Origin of the sequence: Acetobacterium tundrae, assembly GCF_008086615.1 — a bacterium.
In the GTDB taxonomy this organism is placed as follows: Bacteria; Bacillota; Clostridia; order Eubacteriales; family Eubacteriaceae; genus Acetobacterium; species Acetobacterium tundrae.
This window is the reverse complement of the sequence record NZ_RXYB01000014.1, coordinates 93,516-104,616: the sequence shown is the minus strand read 5'-3', so window position 1 is coordinate 104,616 and position 11,101 is coordinate 93,516. Positions and strand designations below refer to the sequence as shown.

Here is an 11,101-nt window from a genome sequence, read left to right as displayed (position 1 = left end):
AGATAACGTTCAAATGGAAATCACCTTGATTACCCCAATCGCGATTGAAGAAGGCTTACGTTTCGCTATTCGTGAAGGCGGAAGAACAGTTGGATCCGGAGTTGTTGCGAAAATTATCGTAGACTAAAGTTGCAGCCAGTTTTCGAAAAATATGTAAAATTTTAATGAATAAAAGACCGCCTCTCATTCTGAGAGGCGGTCTTATTAACGTGAAAAATTCACAAAAACAATATTTGATAGGAAAAGGGATATGATTTGTGGTATCATCTATAACAAATAACAAATAACAAATAACGAAGAAAGCGATAAGAGAATAAGATGTTAAAAAATGATTTCCTCATGAGAGAAATTGAGAGCTTTTCTAAATTTGTAATCGAAATATTCCGAAAAGAGAAATTTGAAATTGAGAAAGAACAAGTTGCAATGATCGAAGATGATTACTTGTTTTATCATTTCCAGGAAATGATTTATAATGGAAAAATAAATGAAGCTGAGAATGCTTTGTTTGAAACAATTGAAAAAGATCCTAAACTTGAACATCTGAAATTGTCAGAAAAATTTTATTCGGAAGTTTTTAAAATGAGCGATGAATATTTACGGGAACAAAATTATTCTCGAGAAGAAGCATTTGAAAGCTTAGATCAGATAAAAGAAATTTATCAGAAAAAATACAATGATTCTAATAGACGGAATTGGAAAGAAGTAAGAAATGATTAGACTCTTGGTTGATAGTATGTGTGATTTACCTAAAGATTATGTAAACCATCCGAATTTAGATATGGTTTCATTAAATGTAATTATTGAAGGAAAAGCATATCGGGATAAACGAGAAATTGATTTAAGAAGGATGAATGAATTTATGGAACAGGGGATCGTGCCTACCACGTCCCAAGTAAATCCAGGAGATTTTATCGAATATTTCGAAAATTGCGCAAAAAATAACGAAGAATGTCTGTATCTTACATTCTCTTCAAAGCTGTCAGGAAGTTATGAAACAGCGGGCTTTGTTTTAAAAGATGTTTTAGAAAAATATCCGGATTTTAAATGTAAAATAGTTGATAGTCTTCACAGCGGGGGAAGTATAGCCATTATAGCAGTAGAACTTTTGAAACTCATTGAACAGGGGAAAAATCTTGAGTATTTGGCTGATGCAGCAAAGAAATTCATTCCTCATGCTCATTTCTATTTTAGTATCGAAGATTTGAATTGGCTATACATGGGTGGTCGAGTATCCAAGGGGACAGCAGTTGTCGGTGGCTTTCTGAAAATTCATCCCATCGTATCGGTTGAAAATGGAGAATTAAAAGTCATTGGCAAATCTCGGGGAAGTAAAAAAGCGCAACGAACAGTTGTCGAAATAACCGCTCAAAATATTAAGGATTATCTTGACCAGAACGTTGGTATAGCATATACTGGTTCCATGAAACCCGTTGAAGAGTATGAAAGTGCTTTGCGAGAAATGGGCGTTACAAAAATTGAACCGGTACCGATTGGCTGTGTTTTAGCAGCCCATTTAGGACTTCAAGGTACAGGAATATATTTTCTGGACATGCCTCCGGAAAAAATATTAAAATAAATAAAAAAAAATCAAAAAAACGCTTGCTAAGGGCGTTTTTTTCTTGTATAATAGGGAAGGTTGACACTCTGCGATGAAGTGAGAGGTTGCTGTCGCCTTAGACAGGTTAATTTTCACGGAGTATGTCACGATCTAAGAATCGGACGACAATCACGAATATCATACAATTCCATCAGAATGACTTTAGTCATTTTGAAAAAAATAATGATGAAACACCCGGATGGGTTGACACGTGATTGGAGTACCTAAATGACGATTAGAAATAAATAAGGAGGTAAAATTTAGGTATGGCAAAACAAAAGATTAGAATCAGGTTGAAAGCGTTTGATCATAAAATTTTGGATCAATCAGCTGAACGAATTGTTGAAACAGCAAAGAGAACAGGTGCTAGCGTATCTGGTCCGGTGCCACTGCCAACAGACAAAGAAATCATTACGATTCTTCGTGCAGTGCATAAGTACAAAGATTCCAGAGAACAATTTGAAATGCGCACACACAAACGGTTGATTGATATTTTAAATCCAACACCAAAAACTGTGGATGCATTAATGCGATTGAACTTACCAGCAGGCGTTGATATAGAAATTAAACTATAGACCCCAATGGTATTATGATTGCTCAGCAATCCAATGATATTTAGGAGGAAACAATGAAAAAAGCGATTATTGGTAGAAAAATTGGAATGACACAGATTTTCACAGAAGATGGCACTGTTATTCCTGTAACTGTAGTTGAAGCAGGACCTTGTGTTGTGCTTCAAAAGAAAACCATTGAAGTTGATGGATATGAAGCTCTTCAATTGGCTTTCGGTGAAGTGAAGGAACGTCGAATGACAAAACCTTTAAAGGGTCATTATGACAAAAACAGTGTGGAATATAAAAAAGTAATCCGTGAATTTAAGCTTGATGATTATGCAAGCTATGAAACGGGACAATTGATTCAGGCTGATATGTTTGAATCTGGAGATCATGTTGATATTTCAGGCAAATCAAAGGGTAAGGGATTCCAGGGGGTCATTAAACGACATGGCCAATCCAGAGGACCGATGGCTCATGGTTCAAAATATCACAGAAGACCAGGTTCCATGGGAGCGTGTTCTTCTCCTTCAAGAGTTTTTAAAGGAAAGAAGCTTCCTGGCCAAATGGGAAACAAAAATGTGACTGCTATTAATTTAGAAATTGTTAAAGTTGATGTTGAAGACAATGTACTCTTAATCAGGGGTGCGGTACCAGGCATCAGAGGAGCACTTATTACAATTAAAAGCAGCGTTAAAGCATAAAAAAATCAAGCCTGAAAGGAGGAAATTAAATGCCTAAAATTGACATTTTAGATGTAAAAGGAAATGTTGTTGGTGATGTCGAGTTAAGCGAAGGAATCTTCGGAATCGAACCCAACGAGTATGTAGTACATGAAGTAGTGGTAGCACTGCTTGCAAATAGACGACAAGGAACACGCTCAGCTTTGACACGTTCGGAAGTACGTGGCGGCGGTCGAAAACCTTGGAGACAAAAGGGAACAGGTCGGGCTCGTGCCGGCACAATCCGATCTCCATTGTGGAAGGGCGGCGGTGTGGTGTTTGCACCGAAATCAAGAGACTACAGTAAAAAAGTTAATAAAAAAGTTAAAGCTTTAGCTATGAAATCAGTTTTCTCGGCAAAAGCACAGGACAATGAAATTCGCGTATTAAATCAATTAGCGATGGATGTCCCAAAAACAAAAGAAATGATTGCCGTACTGAATAATATCAATGTTCAAAAAGCCTTGATTGTACTTCCAGAAAACAATGAAGCAGTTATTCGTTCAGCAAGCAATATTCCTAAAGTCGCAACCACGACGGTCAATGAATTGAATGTATATGATATGTTGAAGTATGATATATTGATTATGACTCAGGAAGCATTAGAAAAAATTGAGGAGGTATACGCATAATGAAAAATCCTCGTGATATTATCATCAAGCCAATTATTACAGAACGTAGTATGGCAGATGCAGAAGAAAAAAAGTTTACATTTAAAGTAGATAAAAGAGCGAATAAAATTGAAATAAAAAATGCAATTGAAGTAATATTCGGTGTTGAAGTTGAAAAAGTAAACACAATGAATATGAATGGTAAAATAAAAAGAACCGGACGTTTCGTTGGCCGAAGATCTAATTGGAAAAAGGCCATCGTGAAGTTAACACCTGGAAGTAAGGGCATCCAATTCTTCGAAGGCGTATAATCACATAAGCGAGACTACAACCCGAGAAGCATACAAAAAGGAGGTAGCGAATAATGGGTATTAGAAAGTATAAACCAACGTCCCCTGGGCGTAGAAATATGAGTGTCAATACATTCGAGGAAATCACTAAAACTGTGCCTGAGAAATCTTTATTGTCACCACTAAAAAAACACGCAGGCCGTAACGCATACGGTCGTATCACCGTTAGACATCATGGTGGTGGAGCAAAAAGAAAATATCGAATTATTGATTTTAAAAGAAATAAAGATAATGTTCCTGGAAAAATCGCAGGAATTGAATACGATCCAAATAGAAGCTCAAACATAGCATTAATTCACTATGCAGATGGTGAAAAACGTTATATTGTTGCACCATTAAAATTAAAAGTTGGCGATGTTATCGTTTCAGGACCTGAATCAGATATCACCATTGGTAATTGTTTGCCATTGAAAAACATCCCAGTTGGTACAACCATTCATAATGTTGAGTTAAAAGCAGGCAAAGGCGCACAATTGGTTCGCTCAGCTGGAACAAGTGCACAACTTATGGCGAAAGATGGGAATTATGCGACACTGAGATTGCCTTCTGGAGAAATGAGAATGGTTCGAATTGAATGTCGAGCTACAATTGGTCAAGTCGGAAATTTAGACCATCAAAATGTGCGAATTGGTAAAGCCGGTCGTAAAAGACATATGGGCATTCGACCAACTGTACGTGGTTCGGTAATGAATCCAAATGACCATCCACATGGTGGTGGTGAAGGAAAAGCACCAATCGGACGTTCTGGTCCAGTTACTCCTTGGGGTAAACCAGCGATGGGTTATAAAACACGTAAGAAAAATAAACCTTCCGATAAATATATTGTAAGATCAAGAAATAAAAAATAAACACTCAACCATAAGATGACGAATCGAGAGGAGGATGAACAATGAGTAGATCATTAAAAAAGGGACCTTTTTGTGATGAAAAGTTACTTAAACGCATCGAAGCAATGAACGAAAAAGATGAAAAGAATGTATTAAAGACATGGTCAAGAAGCTCCACACTTTTTCCACAAATGGTAGGGCATACCATCGCAGTTCATGATGGAAGAAAACATGTTCCAGTTTATGTTACCGAAGATATGGTAGGACACAAACTCGGTGAGTTTGCGCCAACCAGAACCTTCAGAGGTCATGCTGGAGAAAAGAAATCTAAATTAAAATAGCCAAAAGGAGGTATACGAATGGAAGCAAGAGCGACAGCTAAATATGTACGTGTTTCATCCAGAAAGGCTAAGTTAGTGGCTGATTTAATTCGAGGCAAAAGCATTGGAGAAGCATTAAGTATTTTAGCATTAACACCAAATAAAGCAGCGAAAATAATTGATAAAGTTGTAAAATCTGCTTTAGCAAATGCTGAAAACAATTTTAATATGAATCCTGAAAATTTATATATTGATCAAGTATATGCTAATCAGGGTCCTACACTAAAAAGATTCAGAGCGGGTGCACAGGGACGTGCCATGATTATTCGAAAGAGATCGTCTCATATTACAGCCGTATTAAAAGAAAAAGAGTAAGGAGGGCATAGATGGGTCAAAAAGTCAATCCTCACGGATTTAGAGTTGGCGTTATTAAGGACTGGAATGCAAAATGGTTTGCTAACGACAGAGATTTTGCAGATTGTTTAATTGAAGATCACGATATTCGAAAATATATAAAAGTAAATCAATACCAGGCGGGTATTTCTAAAATAGTTATTGAACGTTTTGGTAACAAGGTCAAGATTCATATCTTTACTGCTAAACCAGGCATGATTATAGGTCGTGGTGGTGCAGGTATCGATACTTTACGACTTGAACTTGAAAAAATGACCAAAAAAACTGTGTTTATTAATATTGTAGAGGTCAAAAATGTCGATATGGATGCGCAGCTTATTGCTGAAAATATCGCAGCACAATTAGAAAGAAGAATTTCTTTCCGTCGTGCAATGAAACAAACAATGCAACGAACCATGCGAGCTGGAGCAAAGGGTATTAAAACTGCAGTAGCAGGACGTTTGAATGGTGCTGAAATGGCACGTAATGAGCATTATGCTCAAGGCCAAGTGCCACTTCAAACGCTAAGAGCTGATATTAGCTACGGTTTTGCTGAAGCTGACACCACCTACGGTAAAGTAGGCGTGAAGGTTTGGGTCAATAAAGGTGAAATTTTAACGGGACGTGAAGATGTTTTAGCGGTTACTGCTGAAGATGATGCGAAAGCTAAAAAAAATACTCGTCGTAAAGCTCCTACTAACAGGACAGAAAACTAAGAGAGGAGGACAACGTATATGTTAATGCCTAAACGTGTAAAACGTAGAAAAGTACATAGAGGTCGTATGAAAGGAAAAGCACTTCGTGGTAATAAAATTACCTATGGAGATTACGCTATTCAAGCACTAGAACCAGCATGGATTACTGCAAATCAGATAGAAGCTGCTCGTGTTGCTATGACCAGATATATTAAAAGAGGTGGTCAGGTCTGGATTAAAATATTTCCAGATAAACCTGTTACAAAGAAACCAGCAGAAACTCGTATGGGTTCCGGTAAAGGTTCGCCAGAGTATTGGGTTGCAGTGGTAAAACCAGGTAGAGTAATGTTTGAGATTGCCGGAATTCCTGAGGAGATTGCTCGGGAAGCTATGCGTCTTGCTCAGCATAAATTGCCAATTAAAACAAAATTTATCACTCGCAAAGATCAGGAAGCGCAAGAAGTGGGTGATGAGTCATGAAACCAAGTGAATTAAGAGAATTATCGAATTTAGAACTTACCGAAAAATTGGGTGACCTTAAAGAAGAGTTATTCAATTTGAGATTTCAACATGCTACAGGCCAGTTGGAAAATCCAATGCGCATCAAAGATGTCAAGAAGACTTATGCACGCATCAAAACAATTATGCAAGAACGTGCAATGAAGTCAGACGAAGCATAATAAACCAATAGATAAGGAGGTTTAGCTTATGGAAGAAAGAAATTACAGAAAAACTCGAGTTGGTAAAGTTGTCAGCGATAAGATGGAAAAAACAATTGTTGTTGCAGTTGAAAGCTTTGGAAAGCATCCTTTATACCAAAAACGAGTCAAAAAGACTGTAAAGTTTAAAGCCCATGACGAACAAAACGAATGTAAAATCGGTGATACCGTAAAAATAATGGAAACAAGACCATTGAGCAAAGACAAACGTTGGAGATTAGTAGAAATCGTAGAAAAAGCACTATAAGTTAATGTGCGGAAGGAGGTATTTCGGATGATTCAACAAGAATCGAGACTAAAAGTAGCAGATAATACCGGTGCAAAGGAATTATTGTGCATCCGAGTTCTTGGTGGTTCCGGTCGTCGATATGCAAATATCGGGGATGTTATCGTGTGTGCTGTTAAAAGTGCTGCACCCGGTGGCGATGTTAAAAAAGGCGACGTTGTTAAAGCCGTTGTCGTAAGAACAAAAAGTGGAATCAGAAGAGACGATGGAAGTTACATCAAGTTCGACCAAAATGCAGCGGTTCTTATAAAAGATGATAAAAACCCAAAAGGTACTCGTATTTTTGGACCTGTCGCAAGAGAGCTAAGGGACAAGAAATACATGAAAATCGTATCTTTGGCTCCTGAAGTACTTTAAGGAGGAAATGAAAGATGCATATTAAAAAAGATGATATCGTAGTGGTTATTTCCGGTAAGGACAAAGGAAAAAAAGGAAAAGTGATTCAATCTTATCCTAAAGATGGAAAAGTCCTTGTGGAAAATGTAAATATGGTAACTAAGCATCAAAAACCAACACAACAAATGCAACAAGGTGGTATTGTTAAACAAGAAGGAAGCCTTCAGGCTTCTAACGTCTTGATATATTGTCCTAAATGTGATAAAGGTGTAAGAACCGGACATAAAGTGTTGAGTGATGGCAAAAAAGTTAGATACTGTAAAAAATGCAATGAAACATTTAATAATTAATTTCGGGAAGGAGGATCAATATGCCCAGATTAAAAGACAAATATCTTACTGAAGTGATTCCAGCTTTAATGGAAAAATTTCAATATAAAAATATCATGGAAGTTCCTAAACTTGAAAAAGTTATACTTAACATGGGTTTAGGAGATTGCAAAGATAACTCTAAAGCTTTAGAAGCAGCAGTGATTGACCTTGGAATAATAGCTGGTCAAAGACCAATAATTACAAAAGCGAAAAAGTCAGTTGCTAATTTTAAAGTCCGAGAAGGCATGAACATTGGAGCGAAAGTAACTTTAAGAAGTGATCGCATGTACGAATTCACGGATAAGTTATTTAATGTTGCCCTTCCTAGAGTGCGTGACTTCAGAGGTTTATCAAACAAATCCTTTGATGGACGTGGTAATTATGCTTTTGGTATTAAGGAACAACTCATTTTTCCTGAAATTGATTATGACAAGGTCGAAAAGGTCAGAGGCTTGGATATTATGTTTGTCACAACGGCAAAAACAGATGAAGAAGCTCATGAACTGTTAAGACTGCTTGGCATTCCATTCAGTAGAGCATAAGGAGGACGTTAAAGTGGCAAAAAAATCAATGAAAGTAAAGCAACAAAAAAAACAAAAGTATTCAACTCAGGAATATACTAGATGTCGAATTTGTGGACGACCACATTCTGTTTTAAAAAAATTCGGTGTTTGTCGTATATGTTTCCGAGAATTAGCATATAAAGGCGAGATTCCTGGCGTAAGAAAAGCAAGCTGGTAAAAACAAACCAGCACAGAAAAGGAGGTACCGAGTATGGTTATGACTGATCCCATTGCGGATATGTTAACACGCATTAGAAATGCAAACAATGCAGGTCATAAAATGGTTGAGATGCCTGCTTCTAAAGAAAAGAAAGCGATTGCTCAAATTCTTTTAGAAGAAGGTTATATTAATAAAGTCGATTACATCACAGATGAAAAACAAGGAATAATTAAAATTGCTCTTAAATACGGAGAAAATAAAAGTCGTGTCGTAGCAGGCATTAAAAGAATTTCTAAACCCGGTTTAAGAGTATATGCAGGAAAAGATGAAGTGCCAAAGGTTTTAAATGGTCTTGGCATTGCTATCATATCCACATCAAAAGGTGTTATGACAGATAAAAAAGCAAGAAAAGCCGGTGTTGGCGGCGAAGTGATATGTTACGTTTGGTAACAAATTAAGACAGGAGGTAAAAAGATGTCAAGAATTGGGAAAGCACCCGTTGTGATCCTCCAGGGAGTCGACATTCAAAAAGATGGTCAAACCTTGACGGTCAAAGGTCCGTTAGGACAACTGGTTAGAACATTTCATCCTGATATCATCATCGATGTTCAAGAGAGCGAAGTTGTTGTCTCACGTCCATCTGAAAGTAAGCTGCATAAATCGCTTCATGGTTTAACACGTGCTTTAATTCAAAATATGGTTACAGGCGTTACCAAGGGCTTTACAAAAACATTGGAAATCAGTGGAGTAGGATATAGAGCAGAAAAAAAAGGGAACAAGTTGGTTATGAATTTAGGATTCTCACATCCGGTAGAGATGGAAGATCCTGAAGGAGTCGAATCTGTTCCGGAGACGAATACAAAAGTCGTCATCAAAGGCATTAGCAAAGAAGCAGTGGGGGCTTATGCCGCCAACATTCGAGCAAAACGTCCACCTGAACCTTATAAGGGTCATGGCGTAAGATATGCTGATGAAGTAGTTAGACGTAAAGAAGGTAAAACAGGGAAATAGCCTGCTAACCCGTCAAAGATAATGAAGGGAGTGAAACTCGATGATCAAGAAACCGATTAAAAATAAATTACGTGTCGCACGTCATTATCGGGTCAGAAATAAGATTTCTGGAACTGAAATGAAACCACGTTTGAACGTGTTTAGAAGTAATAAAAATATTTATGCTCAAATTATTGATGATACAAAAGGTATCACATTGGTTTCCGCTTCTTCCAATGACTCTGATCTTAAAGGTCAGTTATCAAATGGAGGAAATAAATCTGCTGCGAAAGTAGTTGGACAAGCAGTAGCAAAACGTGCCCTTGAAAAAGGAATCGAAGCCGTTGTATTTGATAGAGGCGGTTATGTATATCATGGTAGAGTAAAAGAATTGGCTGATGGCGCTCGTGAAGCCGGCCTGAAATTCTAAGTAAAGGAGGTCATTTGATGCAAAACAAAAAAATCGATCCAAGTACGTTGCCAGAATTGAAGGAAAAAGTAGTCGCTATCAACCGAGTTACAAAGGTTGTAAAAGGTGGTCGTAACTTCAGATTCAGCTGTCTTGTGATTGTTGGAGACGAAAACGGTCATGTTGGCGTCGGTAAAGGAAAAGCAATGGAAATTCCAGATGCTATTCGTAAAGGCATTGATGAAGCAAAGAAATCATTAATTAAAGTGCCAATGGTTGGAACAACCATTCCACATGCAATTAATGGTGAAGCTGGCGCTGGTCATGTCTTACTAAAACCTGCTGGAAAAGGTACTGGTGTTATCGCTGGTGGACCCGTTCGAGCAGTTCTAGAATTAGCTGGAGTAAGAGATATTCGTACTAAATCTTTAGGATCAAACAACGCACGTAATATGGTTAATGCTACAATGGCAGGCCTGGCTGGATTAACGACACTAGAAGAAGTCGCAGCAAAACGTGGTAAGAAACCTGAAGAAATAATAGATTAGGAGGAGTCATTATGGCTAAACAATTAGAAATTACACTTAAGAAAAGTCTGATTGGGCGCAATAAAAAACAACGTGCAACAATTGAGGCTTTAGGCTTAAAGAAAATTAGACAGACCGTAACGCATAATGATACCCCTCAAATTCGCGGCATGATTCATCGAACAGATTTTATGCTCGACGTAAAAGAAGTATAGGAGGCGTCAATATGAAGTTACATACTTTAAGTCCAGCCCCAGGTTCTAAAAAAGCACCCAAGCGTAAAGGACGTGGTACCGGTTCTGGTCTTGGAAAAACAGCTGGACGTGGATCTGATGGACAGAAATCTCGTTCTGGCGGTGGTGTTAGAGTCGGTTTTGAAGGTGGACAAATGCCGTTGGCAAGACGTTTACCTAAACGCGGATTTTCAAATGCTCGATTCAAAAAAATATTTGCTATCGTAAATGTTGGAGATCTTAATGCATTTGATGAAAACACAGTTATTACGCCAGAGTTATTAATGGAATATGGCTTTGTTAGAAAATTAAGAGACGGCGTGAAAATCCTTGGAAACGGAGAAGTTGAAAAGGCATTTACAATAAAAGCGCATAAAATCAGCAAATCGGCTGAGGAGAAGATTCTCGCTGGAGGAGGAAAGGTAGAGGTGATCTAAT

General features: G+C 37.7%; 24 protein-coding genes. All 24 read left to right on the top strand.

Features of this window, described 5'->3' with window-relative positions:
* On the top strand, positions 1-127 hold a 127-nt coding region (locus tag FZC40_RS11860), incomplete at its 5' end, for an EF-Tu C-terminal domain-related protein (RefSeq protein ID WP_475638846.1).
* Positions 128-318: 191 nt separating this feature from the next.
* The gene (locus FZC40_RS11855; RefSeq protein ID WP_148604586.1) at positions 319-717 is read left to right on the top strand and encodes a DUF6483 family protein; all 399 of its coding nucleotides are present in this window, start codon (positions 319-321) and stop codon (positions 715-717) included.
* Positions 710-1,576, top strand: coding sequence for a DegV family protein (locus tag FZC40_RS11850; RefSeq protein WP_148604584.1), 867 nt, complete (start codon positions 710-712; stop codon positions 1,574-1,576). Before FZC40_RS11855 ends, FZC40_RS11850 begins: the two co-directional genes overlap by 8 nt.
* Before the next feature lie 287 nt (positions 1,577-1,863).
* On the top strand, positions 1,864-2,172 hold the full coding sequence (gene rpsJ, locus FZC40_RS11845) for a 30S ribosomal protein S10 (protein WP_148568116.1): 309 nt from the start codon (positions 1,864-1,866) through the stop codon (positions 2,170-2,172).
* Positions 2,173-2,225: 53 nt separating this feature from the next.
* Positions 2,226-2,855 carry a 50S ribosomal protein L3 gene (gene rplC / locus FZC40_RS11840; RefSeq protein ID WP_148604582.1) on the top strand — a complete coding sequence of 210 codons (630 nt, stop codon included), beginning with the start codon at positions 2,226-2,228 and terminating at the stop codon, positions 2,853-2,855.
* Between the two features lie 29 nt (positions 2,856-2,884).
* Positions 2,885-3,505: a 50S ribosomal protein L4 gene (gene rplD, locus FZC40_RS11835; protein ID WP_148568118.1), complete on the top strand. Its 621-nt coding sequence runs from the start codon at positions 2,885-2,887 to the stop codon at positions 3,503-3,505.
* Positions 3,505-3,795 carry a 50S ribosomal protein L23 gene (rplW, locus tag FZC40_RS11830; RefSeq protein ID WP_148568119.1) on the top strand — a complete coding sequence of 97 codons (291 nt, stop codon included), beginning with the start codon at positions 3,505-3,507 and terminating at the stop codon, positions 3,793-3,795. The genes rplD and rplW overlap by 1 nt, the downstream gene beginning before the upstream one ends.
* A 53-nt stretch (positions 3,796-3,848) precedes the next feature.
* On the top strand, positions 3,849-4,682 hold the full coding sequence (gene rplB, locus FZC40_RS11825) for a 50S ribosomal protein L2 (RefSeq protein WP_148604580.1): 834 nt from the start codon (positions 3,849-3,851) through the stop codon (positions 4,680-4,682).
* A gap of 41 nt (positions 4,683-4,723) precedes the next feature.
* On the top strand, positions 4,724-5,002 hold the full coding sequence (gene rpsS / locus FZC40_RS11820) for a 30S ribosomal protein S19 (RefSeq protein ID WP_148604578.1): 279 nt from the start codon (positions 4,724-4,726) through the stop codon (positions 5,000-5,002).
* 18 nt (positions 5,003-5,020) lie between these two features.
* Positions 5,021-5,356 carry a 50S ribosomal protein L22 gene (gene rplV / locus FZC40_RS11815; RefSeq protein ID WP_148568122.1) on the top strand — a complete coding sequence of 112 codons (336 nt, stop codon included), beginning with the start codon at positions 5,021-5,023 and terminating at the stop codon, positions 5,354-5,356.
* 11 nt (positions 5,357-5,367) lie between these two features.
* Positions 5,368-6,090 carry a 30S ribosomal protein S3 gene (gene rpsC, locus FZC40_RS11810; protein ID WP_148568123.1) on the top strand — a complete coding sequence of 241 codons (723 nt, stop codon included), beginning with the start codon at positions 5,368-5,370 and terminating at the stop codon, positions 6,088-6,090.
* Positions 6,091-6,108: 18 nt separating this feature from the next.
* Positions 6,109-6,549: a 50S ribosomal protein L16 gene (gene rplP, locus FZC40_RS11805; RefSeq protein ID WP_148568124.1), complete on the top strand. Its 441-nt coding sequence runs from the start codon at positions 6,109-6,111 to the stop codon at positions 6,547-6,549.
* Positions 6,546-6,749, top strand: coding sequence for a 50S ribosomal protein L29 (rpmC, locus tag FZC40_RS11800; protein ID WP_148568125.1), 204 nt, complete (start codon positions 6,546-6,548; stop codon positions 6,747-6,749). The genes rplP and rpmC overlap by 4 nt, the downstream gene beginning before the upstream one ends.
* A 28-nt stretch (positions 6,750-6,777) precedes the next feature.
* Positions 6,778-7,035: a 30S ribosomal protein S17 gene (rpsQ, locus tag FZC40_RS11795; RefSeq protein WP_148568126.1), complete on the top strand. Its 258-nt coding sequence runs from the start codon at positions 6,778-6,780 to the stop codon at positions 7,033-7,035.
* A gap of 27 nt (positions 7,036-7,062) precedes the next feature.
* Positions 7,063-7,431, top strand: a complete 369-nt coding sequence (gene rplN / locus FZC40_RS11790; RefSeq protein ID WP_148568127.1) for a 50S ribosomal protein L14 — start codon at positions 7,063-7,065, stop codon at positions 7,429-7,431.
* A gap of 14 nt (positions 7,432-7,445) precedes the next feature.
* Positions 7,446-7,760: a 50S ribosomal protein L24 gene (rplX, locus tag FZC40_RS11785; protein WP_148604576.1), complete on the top strand. Its 315-nt coding sequence runs from the start codon at positions 7,446-7,448 to the stop codon at positions 7,758-7,760.
* A 20-nt stretch (positions 7,761-7,780) separates the two neighbouring features.
* Positions 7,781-8,323: a 50S ribosomal protein L5 gene (gene rplE, locus FZC40_RS11780; protein WP_148568129.1), complete on the top strand. Its 543-nt coding sequence runs from the start codon at positions 7,781-7,783 to the stop codon at positions 8,321-8,323.
* Between the two features lie 13 nt (positions 8,324-8,336).
* Positions 8,337-8,522 (top strand): type Z 30S ribosomal protein S14, encoded by a 186-nt coding sequence (locus FZC40_RS11775; protein ID WP_148568130.1) that lies wholly within the window; start codon positions 8,337-8,339, stop codon positions 8,520-8,522.
* 33 nt (positions 8,523-8,555) lie between these two features.
* Positions 8,556-8,954, top strand: a complete 399-nt coding sequence (rpsH, locus tag FZC40_RS11770; RefSeq protein WP_148568131.1) for a 30S ribosomal protein S8 — start codon at positions 8,556-8,558, stop codon at positions 8,952-8,954.
* Positions 8,955-8,978: 24 nt separating this feature from the next.
* Positions 8,979-9,515: a 50S ribosomal protein L6 gene (gene rplF / locus FZC40_RS11765; RefSeq protein WP_148568132.1), complete on the top strand. Its 537-nt coding sequence runs from the start codon at positions 8,979-8,981 to the stop codon at positions 9,513-9,515.
* 40 nt (positions 9,516-9,555) lie between these two features.
* A complete protein-coding gene (gene rplR, locus FZC40_RS11760) occupies positions 9,556-9,924 on the top strand; it encodes a 50S ribosomal protein L18 (protein ID WP_148568133.1) in 369 nt (122 codons plus the stop codon).
* Between the two features lie 17 nt (positions 9,925-9,941).
* Complete coding sequence (rpsE, locus tag FZC40_RS11755; RefSeq protein WP_148568134.1) at positions 9,942-10,451, top strand: 30S ribosomal protein S5; 510 nt, start codon at positions 9,942-9,944, stop codon at positions 10,449-10,451.
* Positions 10,452-10,462: 11 nt separating this feature from the next.
* Complete coding sequence (gene rpmD, locus FZC40_RS11750; protein WP_148604574.1) at positions 10,463-10,645, top strand: 50S ribosomal protein L30; 183 nt, start codon at positions 10,463-10,465, stop codon at positions 10,643-10,645.
* 11 nt (positions 10,646-10,656) lie between these two features.
* Positions 10,657-11,100: a 50S ribosomal protein L15 gene (rplO, locus tag FZC40_RS11745; RefSeq protein ID WP_148604572.1), complete on the top strand. Its 444-nt coding sequence runs from the start codon at positions 10,657-10,659 to the stop codon at positions 11,098-11,100.
* Position 11,101: the final 1 nt, after the last annotated feature.